The organism is Micromonospora sp. NPDC005707, from assembly GCF_040631005.1.
In the GTDB taxonomy this organism is placed as follows: Bacteria; Actinomycetota; Actinomycetes; order Mycobacteriales; family Micromonosporaceae; genus Micromonospora.
In genome coordinates this window covers 19,186-33,568 of the sequence record NZ_JBEXYR010000029.1, presented here as the reverse complement: position 1 = coordinate 33,568, position 14,383 = coordinate 19,186, and the positions used below count along the sequence as shown (strand labels likewise).

Below are 14,383 nucleotides of genomic sequence, written 5' to 3'. Positions count from 1 at the left end.
GCTCCCCTATCTGAAACCAATCACCATACACCGCAATTTTTTTCGGGTGATTCTGGTTTACGTCGGGGTGCTGGTCCCTGCGCCCGCCCCGGGGGGGCCCCCCCCGGCCCCGGCGAGGCGCGACGCCGACTATGCGCTCCGGGGCTGCAGCTCGTCGAGCGGCACGTCGGGGTCGGCCAGCCGGTCGAGGTCGACCGGGTGGGCCGCGGTGACGAGCCGCCGGATCGACGGGACGACGTCCCAGACGTTGACGTTCATGCCGGCGAGGACCCGGCCGCCGGCGGTCCAGAAGGCGATGAACTCGCGCTTGGCGACGTCGCCCCGGACGACGACCCGGTCGAACGCTCCGGGCGGGGCGTGTCCGGCGTACTCCATGCCCAGGTCGTACTGGTCGGTGTAGAAGTAGGGCAGGTCGTCGTAGCTGACCGGCTGTCCCAGCATGGCGCGGGCCGCCGCGGGGCCGCCGTGCAGCGCGTTGGCCCAGTGCTCGACGCGCAGGCGCCGGCCCAGCAGGGGATGGTAGGCGTTGGCGACGTCGCCGGCGGCGTACACGTCCGGGTCGGCGGTGCGCAGGGACGCGTCGACGTGGATGCCGTTCTCGACGGCGAGGCCCGCAGCGGTCGCCAGCTCGGTGTTCGGCCGCACGCCCACGGCGACCACCACGGCGTCGGCGGGCAGCTCGGTGCCGTCGGCCAGCAGGACCGAGGAGACCCGACCGGTGCCGCGGATCTCTTGGACCTGCGCACCGAAGTGGAAGGTGACGCCGTGGTCCCGGTGCAGGTTGGCGAACACCTGGGCGATCTCGTCGCCGAGCACCCGGCGCAACGGCAGCGCCGCGGTCTCGACGACGTCGACGGTGGCGCCGCGCTGCCGGGCGGCGGCCGCGACCTCCAGGCCGATCCACCCCGCTCCGACGATCACGAGGTGCGCGCCGTCGACCAGTGCCCCGGCGATCCGGCGGCTGTCGGCGAGGGTACGCAGCCGCAGCACCCCGTCCAGGTCGGTGCCGGGCGCCGCGAGGTCGCGGGGCGAGGCGCCGGTGGCCAGCAGCAGCTTGTCGTACCGCAGGTGCTGGCCGTCGGCGAGCCGGACCTCCCGGGCGGCGCGGTCGACGGCGGCGGCGCGGGCGCCGGTGTGCAGGTCGACGTCGTGCTCGGCGTACCACCCGGCCTCGTGCACGAACACGCTGTCGAGTTCGGCGCCGCCGGTCAGCAGGCCCTTGGACAGCGGCGGCCGCTCGTACGGTCGATCGGGCTCGTCGCCGATCACGACGACGCCGCCGTCGTGGCCCTCCTCCCGCAGCGTCTGCGCGGCCCGCGCGCCGGCGAGCCCGGCGCCAACGATCACGAACGTGCCGGTCTTCGACATCGGTCCAGCTCCTTTCTGGGTGCGTCGATCAGCGGGGGCCGACCCCGGTCAGGGTGAAGAACTCGGCGCGCGAGCGGTGGTCGTCGCGCAGGGTGCCGAGCAGGGTGGAGGTGATGGTGCTGCTGCCGACGGCCCGGACGCCGCGCAGCGTCATGCACAGGTGTTCGGCTTCGATGACCACGCCGACCCCGCGCGGGCGCAGGTGGCTGGTCAGCCAGTCCGCGATCTGTTTGGTGAGGCGTTCCTGGACCTGCGGGCCGTGGGCGAACAGTTCGACCACCCGGGCCAGTTTGGACAGCCCCAGGATGCGCTCGCCGGGCAGGTAGCCGACGTGCGCCACGCCGACGAACGGCAGCAGGTGGTGTTCGCACACCGACCGGATCGGGATGGCCCGGGCCAGCACCAGCTCGTCGTAGCCCTCGTCGTTGTCGAAGGTGGTCAGCTGGAACTCGCGCGGCGTGAGCAGTTCGGCGTAGGCGCGGGCCATCCGGCCCGGGGTGTCGGCGAGCCCGTCGGCGGAGAGGTCGACGCCGAGCGCGGTGAGGAACTCCGCCGCCGCCCGTTCGGCGGCGGCCGGGTCGCGGCGGGGGCGCTCGTGCTGCACCCGCAGGGCGGTGACACTCACCTCAGCGACCTCCCACGCCGAGGGCCGCGAGCGCGGCCAGGACCAGCGTGGCGGCGGCGAACAGGCCGTGGCCGACCACCACCGGCACCGGGAACCGGGACTCGGCGGTGCCGGACCGGCGGGCGGGGATCCAGCGGGCCAGCATGGTGAACCCGAGCAGCGCCACCGGCAGGAGCGCCCCGAACCCGACCCACGCCAGCACGTCGTTGTCGAGGGCCAGGTAGGCGATCCACAGCACGAGGCCGATCACGGCCAGGGCGAAGTGGCCGAACACCAGGCCCGGCGCGAGTCGGCTGCCGCTTCCGGGTCGGTGGCCGCCCTGGCGGATCCAGGTGCCGAGCATGACGAAGCCACCGGCGGCGGTGATCAGCCAGGTGACGAGTGCGGCGATGCCCATCAGGAGTTCTCCTTGTCTGCGCGGTGGTAGCCCCGCGCCTGGGTGGTCTCGTCGGCGACGCGCACGCCGTACCGGTAGGCCAGTTCGCCGCCGAGGTAACCGGCGACGGCCAGGCCGGCGAGGCTGAGCGCCGAGAGCACGAGGGGTCCCACCGGCACCGGACCCGGCTGACCGCCGCCCCGCAGGGCGAAGTTCACCGCGTACGCGCCGGTGACCGCGAGGTTGATCGCCATGTGGGCGAGCGCGGTGCGGAAGACGGGGGTGCCGGTGGGGATGGCGAACAGGTCCAGGAAGCCGGCGAGCGCGGCGGCGAGCGCGCCGACGACGCCGAGGCCGATGAGCCACCGTGCGCCGTCGGCCAGGCCCGCCGACCCGGGTACGAACCGGGTGGCGAGATCGAAGGCGAAGCTGGCCACCCAGGCGCCGATCGGCACCGCCACCAGCGCGGGATGAAGTGGGTGGCCGTAGCGACCGGCCAGGTTGCTCACCGGATGCTTGGCCTGATCCATGGGTCGCACGGGAACCCCCAGGTGATTTTCACCAACGCTCATTGGTGATAGCGATCATGCTGCCCCACCGCGTCCCGAATTTCAATAGCCTTCATTGGTGATAACCTCGGGGCTGTGAGCACGGGGGAGCGCTGGAACGCGATGGCCGCGCTCGTCGACCGGTCCCGACGGGCGCTCTACGACTACGTCTGCCGGGCCGATCACCCGGTCACCCGCGAGGAGGCGGCCGAGGCGCACGGCATGTCCCGCAACCTCACCGCGTTCCACCTCGACAAGCTCGTCGAGTCCGGCCTGCTGCGATCCCGCTACGAGACGCCGGCCGACCAGCCCCGGGGCCGCGGCCGGACCCCGAAGGTCTACGAGGCGGCCGGCGACGGCGTGGCGATCACCGTTCCCGAGCGGCGCTACGAGCTCATCGCCGAGATCCTCGCCGACGCGGTCGCCGACGACCCGCACGACGCCCCCGAGGCGGCACGGCGGCATGCCCGCCAACGCGGCCGGACCATCGGCGCGCGGGTACGCGACAGCGGCGAGGACCTCGTCGCCGTGCTCGCCGGCCTCGGCTTCGAACCCGAGACGCTCGGCGAGCAGGTGCTGCTGCGCAACTGCCCGTTCCACGCCCTCGCCAGCCGGCAGACCGCCCTGGTGTGCGGGCTCAACCACGCCTTCCTCACCGGCCTTGTCGACGGCGCCGGCCGCACCGACCTGCTGCCCCGGCTCGCGCCACGTCCCGGCGCCTGCTGCGTCCGGCTGGAGGGCGTCGCGGAGCACTAGGCCCCTCGTTTCCGGTGACGAAGCGGGGCCCCACGGAAGTGGATCACTGCCGTATGGTGCGCTGATGCGTCGCCACGTCCCACTGAGCCTGCTTCTCGCACCGCTGCTCGTCACCGCGTGCACCACCGACCCGGCCGCCCCGGCCGCCGGCCCGTCCGCCCCCACGACCACGCCGAGCCCCACCGCCCCGGCCGTCGACTACACCGCCTGGCAGGCCGGGCGCTCGACCCCGGTGGCCGACAAGGTCTACCCGGCCCGGGGCACCGACGCCCTGGACGTCCTGCACTACGACCTGGTGCTGGACTGGGCGCCGGCGACGAAGACCCTCACGGGCACCGCCACCCTGCGGATCCGGCCCACCAGGGACGCTCCCAACGTGGTCCTCGACTTCATGCCCTACCAGGTCGACGGGGTGACGCTGGACGACACGACGGTCACCGGCACCGTCGCCAAGGAGAAGCTGACCGTGACCGCGCCGGTCGTCGCCGACAAGCCGGTGACGCTCGTGGTCAAGTACCACGGCAAGCCGAAGACGACGCCGATGCCCTCGCACCGCAAGGACGTGGAGGACCTGGGTCTCACCGTCACCAAGGAGGGCGGCCTCTGGACGATGCAGGAGCCGTTCGGGGCCTTCACCTGGTACCCGGCCAACGACCAGCCGTCCGACGAGGCCCTCTACGACATCCGGGTGACCGTCCCGGCGGGCTGGACCGCGATCGCCAGCGGCACCCCGGCCGGGCAGTCCGGCACCACGTTCACCTACCGCAGCGCCGACCCGGTCGCGACGTACCTGACCACTTTGGCGGTGGGCAAGTACCAGAAGCTGACCGCCAAGGGGCCCCGGGGCATCCCGCTGACCTTCTGGTACCGCAAGGGCGCCGACGACAAGCTGCTGCCGTACCTCAAGAAGTCCCCCCAGTATCTGGCCTGGCTGGAGAAGAAGTTCGGCCCCTACCCGTTCCCGTCCGGTGGCGTCGTGGTGGTGGACTCGGCGTCCGGCATGGAGACCCAGCAGATGATCACGATGGGCCGGAAGATCGAGAACACCAAGGCCCGCCGGGACCGCTGGGGAGGCGACCTGTTGCACGAGTACGCCCACCAGTGGTTCGGCGACTCCGTCACCCCGACCACCTGGACCGACCTGTGGCTGAACGAGGGTTGGGCCCAGTACGCCCAGGACCTGTACACCAAGGAGACCCTGCACCTCAGTGACGCCAGCCTGGACCGGTACCTGCGCGACGCCGACGCCGCCGTGCGCAAGAAGCTCGGCCCGCCCGGCAAGCCCAACCCGAAGAACTTCGCCGAGGGCAACGTCTACCTCTGCCCGGAGGCCATGCTGCACGAGATCCACCGGAAGCTGGGCGACAAGGCGTTCTTCGCGCTGGCCCGCGCCTGGGTGCAGGAGCAGCGCAACACCCAGCAGGACCGGGCCTCGTTCATCGCCTTCGTGAACAAGAAGACCGGGCGCGACTTCACCAAGCTCATCAACACCTGGCTCGACTCGAAGAGCACGCCGAAGGCCGTCACCGTCGCGTGAGCCGAGCCGCCGCCGCGCGCCCCGGCCGGTAGGTGCCGGGGCGCGCGGCGGCGGCGCGACGTCCCACCCGGGTCGTGTCGAGGTGAGTGTGTACCGATGCATGTCCCGCGCGGGACATTAGATTTGCTCCATGTATTCGACCCGGATATCCCAACTCGTCAAGGCACCGCGCTCGGCCGTCTATCGGGCGCTTCTGGACCCAGCGGCGGTCGCCACGTGGCGGGTGCCCACCGGCATGAGCGGCTACGTGCACGAGTTCGACGCGCGCGAGGGCGGCTCGTTGCGCGTCTCGCTCACCTACGAGACACCGGACAACACCGGCAAGTCGCGGGCGCACACCGACAGCTACCACGGCCACTTCGTCAGGATCGTGCCCGACCAGGAGGTGGTCGAGGTCGTCGAGTTCGAGACCGACGATCCCGCGCTCCAGGGTGCGATGACCATGACCACGACGCTGGCCGACGTGGACGGTGGCACCGAAGTCGTCGTCAGGCATGACGGCATTCCCGACGCGATCCCGGCCGAGGACAACGAGACGGGTACGCGCATGGCCCTGGCGAACCTCGCCAGACTCGTCGAAGCGGCCTGACGCCGCCCCGCACACCTGCCCAGGTCCGGATGACGAACTGTCACGCGGGCCCGGAGGCCGACGTGCTTCGGTGGGGCGCGAACGTGCGCCGGTACGCCGACGGGCTGACCCCGACGAGTTCCTTGAACCGGTCGCGGAACGTCGTCGCGGAGGCGAATCCGGTCGCCTGCCCCACCCGCTCGACGGGCATGTCGCTGGTCTCAAGCAGGTGTTGCGCCCGGCGTACCCGATGCTGGATGAGCCACCGCATCGGCGTGGTCCCGGTCTGGGCGCGGAAGCGCCGCAACAGGGTGCGCACGCTGACGGCGGCCTCGGCTGCCATGTCGTCGAGGTCGATGTCCCGTCCGGCGTTACCGGCGAGCCACTGCAGCAGCGGCGCGAGGGAGCCGCTCGCGGTCGGTGGTTCGTAGGTGATGAACTGCGCCTGGCCGCCGGCGCGCTCCAGCGGCATCACCGAGGCGCGGGCGACATCCGCGGCGACGGCCGCGCCGTGGTCGCGCCGGACCATGTGCAGGCACAGGTCGAGCCCGGCGGCCGCCCCCGCCGAGGTCAGCACATCGCGCTCGTCGACGTAGAGCAGGTTCGGCTCGACGGTGACGCAGGGATGTCTGCGGGCCAGCTCCGCGGCGGCGGACCAGTGGGTGGTGGCCCGGCGGCCGTCGAGCAGGCCGGCCTCGGCCAGGATGAAGGCGCCCACGCAGATCGACGCCACCCGGGCACCCTGCGCGGCCGCCGCCCGCAGGGCCCTGAGCAGTGGCGCCGAGGTCGGCGCGGCGAGGTCCGCGATGCCGGGCACGATCACCGTGTCCGCTTCGAGCAGGGTGTCGAGACGCCAGGGCGCGCGTAGCACGAAGGAACCCGCGTCGACCTCCCGGCGCTCGGCGCACACCTTCACCTGATAGGCCGGCGCGCCGCCGGGCAGCCGCGCCCTACCGAACACCTCGAGCGCGGTCGTCAGGTCGAAGCCGACCACCCCGTCGAACGCCGCCACCGCCACCGTGTGCACCCGGCGACGTTACCCCCGGCCGCCGCGGTCGCCGTGGCGGTGAACCGTTGACGCGTGGCGCTCGCGGCCCTGTTCGCCCTGCTCCCGCCGTCATAGGTTCGCTGCATGATCGTGATCGCGCCCGTGTTGATCGGGCTGGCCTTCGCCGCGCTGAACTCGTTGATCCCCGCCGTGCACCGCCGACCCTTCAACGCGATCATGGTCGCGGGCGCGGGCGCCGCCTACCTCAGCGGCGGCTTCGGCGTCTGGGAGCTGCTGTTCACCGCGGCGATGACGTACGTCGCCTTCCGGGGGCTGCGGTCCTGGCGGTGGATCGGCGTGGCGTGGCTCATGCACACCGTCTGGGACCTGCTGCACCACCGGTACGGCGAACCGATCCTGCCGTTCGCGGCGCACTCCTCGCTGGGCTGCGCGATCTGCGACCCGGTCATCGCCGCGTGGTGCCTCGCCGGCGGCAGGTCCGTGCCGGACCTGTGGCGGTCCTGGATCGACCGGACGGCCGGCCGTCGCGCCGCCACCGGTGACGCGGCGTAGGACCGGACGCCGCCGTTGTTCCTGCGACGCCCGCGCCGGCTGCCACAATCCCGGAGCTCAGCCGGGTGTTCCACCTGATCGGGCGGGCGCGGCCCCCTGGCGCCCACCGTTGAAGCCTGACTAAAGTCAGGTACATGGACTCGGATCTCATCGCCACCGTGCGGCGGTTCAACCGGACGGTCACCCAGCGGGTGGGCGCGCTCGACGACCAGTACATGTCCCGCGATCGGCCGCTCGCGCAGGCGCGGCTGCTGTGGGAGATCGGTCCCGGCGGGGCCGAGGTCGCGGCGCTGCGGGCCCGGCTCGGACTGGACTCCGGGTACCTCAGCCGGCTCCTGCGCACCCTTGAGGGCGACGGGCTCGTGCGCGTCGGCCCGGCCGACCGGGCCGGTGGCGACGGACGGGTACGCGTCGCGGCCCTCACCGAAGCCGGACGGTCGGAGTGGGCCGAGCTGGACGAGCGATCCGATGAGCTGGCCCGGTCCATTCTCGAACCGCTCAGCGACCAGCGCCGCGAGCGCCTGGTCGCGGCCATGGCGGAGGTGGAGCGGCTGCTCGTCGGCTCGATGGTGGTCGTCGAGCCGTGCCCACCGGGAGACCCCCGGGCCCGCGCCTGCGTGCGGGCCTACGCCCACGAGGTCGCGCGGCGCTTCGACGGCGGGTTCGACCCGGCGCTGAGCAAGCCGGTCCGCGACGAGGAACTCGTCCCACCCGCCGGCGTGTTCCTGCTCGCCACCCTCAATGGCGAGCCGGTCGGCTGCGGCGCGATCAAGCTGCACGCCGGCGCGCCCGCGGAGATCAAGCGGGTCTGGGTGGCCGACGCCGTCCGGGGGCTCGGGGTCGGCCGCCGCCTGCTGGAGCAGCTGGAACGGCATGCCGCGGAGCGGGGCTGGAGCGCCGTCCGGCTGGACACCAACCGCAATCTCACCGAGGCGATCGCGCTGTACCGCGCCACCGGATACCGCGAGGTCGCGCCGTACAACGACGAGCCGTACGCGCACCACTGGTTCGAGAAGTCCCTGATGCCGTGACGGTCATATCGGCGCGATACGACCCGAAGGGTATGGCCAACTGATTCATTGATCTCAATATGCTGTCCGCAATCTCGAATCAGGTGTGCCCACGAGGCGCACCGGTCCTGATGCGGAGGAATTCATGGTTCGCTGGCGTACCCTCACCGGCCTGTTGGCCACCGCGCTGGCCGCGGTGACCGCGGGCAGTCTCACTCTCGCCGCACCCGCCGTCGCCGACCCCGCGCCGATCACGCCGAACGTCGTCGGCGGCACCCGCGCCGCTCAGGGCGAATTCCCGTTCATGGTGCGGCTCTCGATGGGCTGCGGCGGCGCGCTGTACAGCCCCCGCCTGGTGCTCACCGCCGCGCACTGTGTCGGCCGCACGGGCACCAACACGAGCATCACGGCCACCCTCGGCGTGGTCGACCTCCAGTCGTCCAGCCGGATCACGGTGCGGTCGAACTACGTCTACCGCGCTCCCGGCTACAACGGCAGTGGCAAGGACTGGGCGCTGATCCGCCTGGCCACCCCGGTCACCGGGCTGAGCACCCTGAAGATCGCCAACACCACCGCCTACGACAGCGGCACGTTCACCATCGCCGGCTGGGGCGCGGCGACCGAAGGGGGCGGCCAGCAGCGGTACCTGCTCAAGGCGACCGTGCCGTTCGTCAGTGACGCCACCTGCAACGCCAACTACGGCGGCGACCTGATTCCCGCCGAGGAGATCTGCGCCGGGTACGCCAGCGGCGGCGTGGACACCTGCCAGGGTGACTCGGGCGGTCCGATGTTCCGTCGCGACGCCAGCAACGCCTGGATCCAGGTCGGCATCGTGAGCTGGGGCAACGGCTGCGCCCGCCCCAACTACCCGGGCGTCTACACCCAGGTGAGCTACTTCTCCTCGGCGATCGCCTCGGCCGCGGCGAGCCTCGGCGGCTGACCGCACGGCCCGACGGGCGGCCCGGCGTACGACCAGCCGGGCCGCCCTCGCGTGTGCCTCGTTCGGGGCAGCGGTCAGGCGTAGAGCGGCTTGCCGGTCTCCAGCAGCGTCTTGAGGTCGCTGAGGACCTCGGGCCAGCCGCCGCCGGCGCTCTCGACCTGGCCGTTGACCTGGGCCATGGTCTGCGGCGCGTCGCCCAGCTCGTGGATCACCGTCAGGGAGGTGACGCCGTTGGCCCGCTCCGCGATCTCGTAGGTCAACCGGGTGGCCGGCTCGTCCAGCCAGGTCGGCCGCCAGGTCTGCACCAGCCGGACCGGCGGGTCCACCTCGATCACCTCGCCCTCCACGGGCACCTCGGGCATGCCGGACTCCCGGTGCTCGGGGAGGGCCAGGGCCCGGTACCGGCCGCCCGGCCGCAGGTCGAATTCGGCCAGGCACTGGTAGCCGTACTGCCGGGTCCACTCCGGCTTGGTGATCGCGTCCCAGATCGCCTGCGGGGTGGCCTTGATGTAGACCCGGTAGACCTTGGTGGTCCCGGTCGTCGTGGTGGTCATCGTTTCTCCTTCGGGTCGTCGCGTTCGAGTTCCGCCTTGAGCTCCAGCAGGGTCGCGGTGTGGTGCGCGGTGTACTTGTCGATCCACCGGTCGTGGATCAGCCGGATCGGCACCGGGTTGAGGAAGTGCAGCTTCTCCCGGCCCTGCCGTCGGGTGACCACGAGACCGGCGTCCTCCAGCAGGCGCAGGTGCTTCATGACGCCGAAGCGGGTCATCGCCAGCTCGGACTCCAGCTCGGTCAGCGTCTGGCCGTCGCGGACGAAGAGCCGGTCGAGCAGGGCGCGTCGGGTCGGGTCGGCGAGCGCCTTGAACACCAGATCGTCGTCGTCGCTCACGAGACGAGAATAGGTGACCAGATGGTCACATGTCAACGATGGCGAGATGTGGGAGTCGTACCTGCCTCCTAGTCTCGGCTGGTGACCGTGCACGAGTTGTCCCGCGGCGACGCCCGCCGCCTCGCGGTGCGCGCCCAGCTCCTGGACGCCCACCGCCCGAGCGGGATGTTCGACGTCGTCCGGCGGTTGACGCTGCTGCAGAACGATCCGACGTCCGCCGTCGTGCCCAGCGCCGACCTGGTCCTGTGGAGCCGTCTCGGCTCCTCGTACTCCCCGGCGCACCTGCGCGACGCCCTCGACGAGCAGACCCTGCTGGAGCTGCACGGCCTGATCCGCCCGCCGGAGGACCTCGCGCTGTACCGGGCGGAGATGGCCGAGTGGCCGGGCCGTCCGCCGCTGCGCGACTGGCAGGAGGGCCTGCGGGACTGGGTGGACGCCAACCGGGGCTGCCGGCTGGACATCCTCGCGAGGCTCCGCGCCGACGGGCCGCTGCCGGCGCGCGAGCTGCCGGACACGTGCGTGGTCCCCTGGCGCTCCTCCGGCTGGACCAACGACCGCAACGTCCGGAAGATGATCGACTTCCTCGTCCAGCGGGGCGAGGTCGCGGCCGCCGGCCGGCGCGGCGCCGACCGGCTGTGGGACCTCGCCGAACGGGTCTACCCCGACGAGGTGGTGCCCTACGAGGAGGCGCTACGGATCCGTGACGAGCGGCGGCTGCGCGCGCTGGGCATCGCGCGCCCCCGCGCTCCCGAAAGCCCGGGCGAGCCGAACGACGTCCGGGTGGCGGGCGAGCCCGCGGTGGTCGAGGGTGTGAAGGGCCAGTGGCGGGTCGACCCCGAGCTGCTGGACCGGGCGTTCACCGGCCGCGCCGCGTTGCTGTCCCCGCTGGACCGGCTCGTCTACGACCGCCGCCGGATGACCGAGCTGTTCGAGTACGACTACCAGATGGAGATGTACAAGCCGGCCGCGAAACGCCGCTGGGGCTACTGGGCGCTGCCCATCCTGTACGGGGACCGGCTGGTCGGCAAACTCGACGCCACCGCCGACCGGAGGGCCGGTGTGTTCCGGGTGGACGCGATCCACCGGGACGTGCCGTTCACCAGGGCGATGACGAGCGCCGTGCGGCACGAGATCGAGGAGCTGGCGGACTGGCTGCGGCTGACCCTGGCCCTCCCGTCCTGAACGCCGCGCCCGCGGCGACGCGCCACGGGCTCAGGCCCGGTCGGCAACCGTCACCTGGCTGTGGCGGAGCGACCTGGCGCGGGGGACCGGCAGACCCAGCGCCCGCGCCGTGTCGAGCAGGCTCGCCGCCCGGGTGACGTGGAAGCCGTGCCGGGTGAGCAGCGCGGCCATGGCGGCGGGCGTCCAGGTGGAGCGCCACGGCTCGTTCGCCCAGACGCTCGCCCGGCCGGTGGAGGCCGTCAGCAGCCGGGCGACGACCCGGCCCAGCGTGGTGGAGACGGCGGGGCTCTGGAAGTTGACCACCAGGCGACTGCCCGGCGCGGAGCAGGCGGCGAGCTCGGCGACCGTGCCGGCCACCGCCGCCTTCGTCAGGTACGGCACGACGCCCTCCCAGAGCCAGGTCGTGGCGAGGTCGGCCCGGTGCCCGTGAGCCGTCAGCGTCTCGGCCAGCCGGTCACGGCCGAAGTCCACCGGGACGAACCTGGGCGGGTCGCCGGGCAGGTCCACGGCCCGGTCGCGCTTGTCCTGCTGGCTGGCCGGCTGGTCGACCTCGAAGACCGTCACCCCCGCGAGTTCCGGCATCCGCCAGGCGCGGCCGTCCAGCCCCGCGCCGAGGATCACCAGCTGCGGAGACGGGTGGGCGCGGATCGCGTCGTCGATGGCGATCGTCCGGAGCGCCATCAGCTCGGCGGAGGCGCGTACGGTCTCGTAGTCGAGCCGCTGCTGCCACGTCCGGGGTGGGACACCGTCGCGGACCCACTGGACGGCCTCCCGCTCGTCGGGGCGCAGCAGCGGCAGGGCGGTCGGATCCGCGAAGCGGCCGGGTGCGGTGAGCCCGTCCGCGGCAGCGCGCCCCTGGCACACCAGCACCGCCGTGCGGCTCGCCCGCGGCGTTCTCGACATCGGGTCCTTCTCTCGGCGGGGACGTCGGCTCCGCGGCCGACGTTAACGCCGGCCACGGTCCGGCACCGCTGACATTTGTCACGGGGGAGGGGCCGCCCGTCGCCGCGGATCCGTCAGCCGTCGATGCGGGTGATGTTGCGGATCTTGTTGGCGGCGTCCAGGGCCGCCACCTTGTACGCCTCGGCCAGCGTCGGGTAGTTGAACACCGCGTCGACCAGGTAGTCGACGGTGCCCCCGCAGCCCATCACCGCCTGCCCGACGTGGACGATCTCGGTGGCCCCGGTCCCGAACACGTGCACGCCGAGCAGCCGCCCGTCGTCCGGCGAGACGAGCAGCTTCAACATGCCGTACGAGTCGCCCACGATCTGGCCGCGGGCCAGCTCGCGGTAGCGGGCGATGCCCACCTCGAACGGGGTCGAGCTGTCGGTCAGCTCCTCCTCGGTCCGCCCCACGAAGCTGATCTCCGGGATCGTGTAGATGCCGATCGGTTGCAGCTCGGGCATGGCGCGGACCGGCTCGCCGCAGGCGTGCTGCGCGGCCAGCCGGCCCTGCTCCATCGAGGTGGACGCCAGCGCCGGGAAGCCGATCACGTCGCCGACCGCGTAGATGTTGTCGACCGCCGTGCGGTAGGTCGCGTCGACCTGGATGCGGCCCCGGTGGTCCGCCGCCAGGCCGGCCGCCTCCAGCGCCAGGTCGTCGGTCTGGCCCTGGCGGCCGGCCGAGTACATGACCGTGTCGGCGACGATCTTCTTGCCGCTCTTCAGGACGCACAGCGCGGCGGTCTGGTGCTTCTCCACCGCGGCGACCTCCTCGCCGAAGCGGAACGTCACGGACAGGTCCCGCAGGTGGTACTTGAGCGACTCGACGATCTCCTCGTCGCAGAAGTCGAGCATCCGGTCGCGGCGTTCCACCACGGTCACCTTGGTGCCGAGCGCCGCGAACAGGGACGCGTACTCCATGCCGATCACGCCGGCGCCGACCACGACCATGCTGCGGGGTACGGCCTGGAGGTTGATGACCCCGTCGGAGTCCACGATGGTCCGGTCGTCGAAGTCGACGCTGTCCGGGCGGGCCGGCCGGGTGCCGGCGGCGATGACGATCTTGTCGAACGTGACCCGGGACTCCCGGCCGGAGCCGCCGTCGACCCAGACCGCGTGCGCGTCGGCGAACCGGCCGGTGCCGGTGATCATCGCGACCCGGTTGCGGGCCAGCTGGTTGCGGATGACGTCCGTCTGCCGGCTGATCACGTGCTGGGTCCGGGCGGCCAGGTCGCTGACCGTGATCTCCTCCTTGACCCGGTAGCTGCTGCCGTAGAGGTCACGCTGGCTCAGGCCGGTGAGGTAGAGGACGGCCTCGCGCAGCGTCTTCGACGGGACGGTGCCGGTGTTGATGCACACCCCACCGATCATGTCGCGGCGGTCCACGATGCCGACCCGCCGGCCGAGTTTGGCCGCGGCGATCGCGGCCTTCTGACCGCTCGGCCCGGAGCCCAGCACCAGCAGGTCGTAGTCGTACACGATCCTCAGCCTGGCAGCATGTCCCGGCGCGCGCCAGAGGCGCCCGCCGGCTGTCCCGGGTCCGACGGCTCGGCGGGCCGGTCGACCAGCGCGGCCAGCTTCTTCGGGGCCAGCACGCAGTAGCTCTCGGTGAGCAGCTCGCCCACCTCGGCCCAGTCGATGCCGTCGTCGAGCAGCATGCCGACGACGTCGGCGCCCCAGTCGGGCTTGAAGAAGGGGTGCCCGCCGGCGAGCAGCCCGGCGATCTCGTCGCCGGGGGAGCGGAACGTGAGCACGCAGATCGGCTCGTCGCTGGCGGCGGCCCGGGCGTAGGCGGCCTGGTGGTCGGGGTCGACGGTGAGCACGTGGGCGAAGGTCCGCTTGCGGATCCGCCACCGGGTGCCCACCCACGCCGGTTCCTCGTAGGCCTCGGGCAGGCCGAGGCAGACGGGCCGGAGCCGATCGAGGATCTCGGGTGGGACGTCGCCAGGATCGGTCACGCGCGCGACGTTACGCCGCCCCTCCGACAGTCCCGCGCGGCCGGCGTACCCGAGGGGTGGCACCGGCGCGGACGGTGGGTGCCGGACACCGGGGCCGACGATCGGCGGGCTCCCGTCGAACCGG

At 72.4% G+C, this 14,383-nt stretch carries 17 protein-coding genes; 7 read left to right on the top strand and 10 right to left on the bottom strand.

All coding sequences use genetic code 11. The features are described from left to right. Window positions 1-129 precede the first annotated feature (129 nt). From ABZ452_RS31895 to ABZ452_RS31880, 4 genes are read right to left on the bottom strand one after another with little or no spacing between them, the layout of a single operon-like run. Window positions 130-1,368: an FAD-dependent oxidoreductase gene (locus ABZ452_RS31895; protein WP_357951009.1), complete on the bottom strand. Its 1,239-nt coding sequence runs from the start codon at window positions 1,366-1,368 to the stop codon at window positions 130-132. Between the two features lie 28 nt (window positions 1,369-1,396). Continuing rightward, window positions 1,397-1,993, bottom strand: coding sequence for a GTP cyclohydrolase I FolE (gene folE / locus ABZ452_RS31890; protein ID WP_357951007.1), 597 nt, complete (start codon window positions 1,991-1,993; stop codon window positions 1,397-1,399). 1 nt (window position 1,994) lies between these two features. Continuing rightward, the gene (locus ABZ452_RS31885) at window positions 1,995-2,390 is read right to left on the bottom strand and encodes a hypothetical protein (RefSeq protein ID WP_357951004.1); all 396 of its coding nucleotides are present in this window, start codon (window positions 2,388-2,390) and stop codon (window positions 1,995-1,997) included. After that, window positions 2,390-2,899 carry a DUF2231 domain-containing protein gene (locus tag ABZ452_RS31880; RefSeq protein ID WP_357951001.1) on the bottom strand — a complete coding sequence of 170 codons (510 nt, stop codon included), beginning with the start codon at window positions 2,897-2,899 and terminating at the stop codon, window positions 2,390-2,392. Before ABZ452_RS31880 ends, ABZ452_RS31885 begins: the two co-directional genes overlap by 1 nt. A gap of 114 nt (window positions 2,900-3,013) precedes the next feature. Here ABZ452_RS31880 and ABZ452_RS31875 point away from each other — a divergent pair, with 114 nt between their 5' ends. From ABZ452_RS31875 to ABZ452_RS31865, 3 genes are all read left to right on the top strand, one after another. Beyond that, entirely contained in the window at window positions 3,014-3,673 is a 660-nt protein-coding gene (locus ABZ452_RS31875) for a helix-turn-helix domain-containing protein (RefSeq protein ID WP_357950998.1), read from the top strand. A gap of 64 nt (window positions 3,674-3,737) precedes the next feature. Then, on the top strand, window positions 3,738-5,210 hold the full coding sequence (locus ABZ452_RS31870) for a M1 family metallopeptidase (protein WP_357950996.1): 1,473 nt from the start codon (window positions 3,738-3,740) through the stop codon (window positions 5,208-5,210). 130 nt (window positions 5,211-5,340) lie between these two features. After that, window positions 5,341-5,799 (top strand): SRPBCC domain-containing protein, encoded by a 459-nt coding sequence (locus ABZ452_RS31865; RefSeq protein ID WP_357950994.1) that lies wholly within the window; start codon window positions 5,341-5,343, stop codon window positions 5,797-5,799. A gap of 40 nt (window positions 5,800-5,839) precedes the next feature. Here ABZ452_RS31865 and ABZ452_RS31860 read toward each other — a convergent pair whose 3' ends face one another. After that, window positions 5,840-6,805, bottom strand: a complete 966-nt coding sequence (locus ABZ452_RS31860) for a helix-turn-helix domain-containing protein (RefSeq protein WP_357950991.1) — start codon at window positions 6,803-6,805, stop codon at window positions 5,840-5,842. A gap of 105 nt (window positions 6,806-6,910) precedes the next feature. On the opposite strand from ABZ452_RS31860, the gene ABZ452_RS31855 reads away from it, so the two are divergent. The 3 genes from ABZ452_RS31855 to ABZ452_RS31845 all read left to right on the top strand — a co-directional run bounded on the left by ABZ452_RS31855 (window position 6,911) and on the right by ABZ452_RS31845 (window position 9,289). Then, window positions 6,911-7,339, top strand: coding sequence for a DUF6010 family protein (locus tag ABZ452_RS31855; protein WP_357950989.1), 429 nt, complete (start codon window positions 6,911-6,913; stop codon window positions 7,337-7,339). Window positions 7,340-7,473: 134 nt separating this feature from the next. Further along, window positions 7,474-8,370: a helix-turn-helix domain-containing GNAT family N-acetyltransferase gene (locus ABZ452_RS31850; RefSeq protein WP_357950987.1), complete on the top strand. Its 897-nt coding sequence runs from the start codon at window positions 7,474-7,476 to the stop codon at window positions 8,368-8,370. Between the two features lie 124 nt (window positions 8,371-8,494). Next, complete coding sequence (locus ABZ452_RS31845; RefSeq protein ID WP_357950985.1) at window positions 8,495-9,289, top strand: serine protease; 795 nt, start codon at window positions 8,495-8,497, stop codon at window positions 9,287-9,289. A 74-nt stretch (window positions 9,290-9,363) separates the two neighbouring features. Here the strand turns inward: ABZ452_RS31845 and ABZ452_RS31840 are convergent, their stop codons facing one another. After that, window positions 9,364-9,843, bottom strand: coding sequence for an SRPBCC family protein (locus ABZ452_RS31840; protein WP_357950982.1), 480 nt, complete (start codon window positions 9,841-9,843; stop codon window positions 9,364-9,366). Beyond that, window positions 9,840-10,178, bottom strand: a complete 339-nt coding sequence (locus tag ABZ452_RS31835; protein ID WP_262284028.1) for a metalloregulator ArsR/SmtB family transcription factor — start codon at window positions 10,176-10,178, stop codon at window positions 9,840-9,842. Before ABZ452_RS31835 ends, ABZ452_RS31840 begins: the two co-directional genes overlap by 4 nt. An 81-nt stretch (window positions 10,179-10,259) precedes the next feature. On the opposite strand from ABZ452_RS31835, the gene ABZ452_RS31830 reads away from it, so the two are divergent. Beyond that, on the top strand, window positions 10,260-11,360 hold the full coding sequence (locus ABZ452_RS31830) for a crosslink repair DNA glycosylase YcaQ family protein (RefSeq protein WP_357950979.1): 1,101 nt from the start codon (window positions 10,260-10,262) through the stop codon (window positions 11,358-11,360). A 30-nt stretch (window positions 11,361-11,390) separates the two neighbouring features. Here ABZ452_RS31830 and ABZ452_RS31825 read toward each other — a convergent pair whose 3' ends face one another. The 3 genes from ABZ452_RS31825 to ABZ452_RS31815 form a co-directional block, all read right to left on the bottom strand. Continuing rightward, complete coding sequence (locus ABZ452_RS31825) at window positions 11,391-12,263, bottom strand: class I SAM-dependent methyltransferase (protein ID WP_357950977.1); 873 nt, start codon at window positions 12,261-12,263, stop codon at window positions 11,391-11,393. A gap of 113 nt (window positions 12,264-12,376) precedes the next feature. Beyond that, window positions 12,377-13,780 carry a Si-specific NAD(P)(+) transhydrogenase gene (gene sthA / locus ABZ452_RS31820; protein ID WP_357950974.1) on the bottom strand — a complete coding sequence of 468 codons (1,404 nt, stop codon included), beginning with the start codon at window positions 13,778-13,780 and terminating at the stop codon, window positions 12,377-12,379. Between the two features lie 5 nt (window positions 13,781-13,785). Then, window positions 13,786-14,259, bottom strand: a complete 474-nt coding sequence (locus tag ABZ452_RS31815; protein ID WP_357950972.1) for an MmcQ/YjbR family DNA-binding protein — start codon at window positions 14,257-14,259, stop codon at window positions 13,786-13,788. Window positions 14,260-14,383 lie beyond the last annotated feature (124 nt).

Coding starts and splice junctions, on each gene's coding strand:
- ABZ452_RS31895 (WP_357951009.1), bottom strand. CDS start 1,368: ATGTCGAAGACCGGCACGTTCGTGATCGTTGGCGCCGGGCTCGCCGGC.
- ABZ452_RS31885 (WP_357951004.1), bottom strand. CDS start 2,390: ATGGGCATCGCCGCACTCGTCACCTGGCTGATCACCGCCGCCGGTGGC.
- ABZ452_RS31880 (WP_357951001.1), bottom strand. CDS start 2,899: ATGGATCAGGCCAAGCATCCGGTGAGCAACCTGGCCGGTCGCTACGGC.
- ABZ452_RS31870 (WP_357950996.1), top strand. CDS start 3,738: ATGCGTCGCCACGTCCCACTGAGCCTGCTTCTCGCACCGCTGCTCGTC.
- ABZ452_RS31865 (WP_357950994.1), top strand. CDS start 5,341: ATGTATTCGACCCGGATATCCCAACTCGTCAAGGCACCGCGCTCGGCC.
- ABZ452_RS31855 (WP_357950989.1), top strand. CDS start 6,911: ATGATCGTGATCGCGCCCGTGTTGATCGGGCTGGCCTTCGCCGCGCTG.
- ABZ452_RS31850 (WP_357950987.1), top strand. CDS start 7,474: ATGGACTCGGATCTCATCGCCACCGTGCGGCGGTTCAACCGGACGGTC.
- ABZ452_RS31845 (WP_357950985.1), top strand. CDS start 8,495: ATGGTTCGCTGGCGTACCCTCACCGGCCTGTTGGCCACCGCGCTGGCC.
- ABZ452_RS31840 (WP_357950982.1), bottom strand. CDS start 9,843: ATGACCACCACGACGACCGGGACCACCAAGGTCTACCGGGTCTACATC.
- ABZ452_RS31825 (WP_357950977.1), bottom strand. CDS start 12,263: ATGTCGAGAACGCCGCGGGCGAGCCGCACGGCGGTGCTGGTGTGCCAG.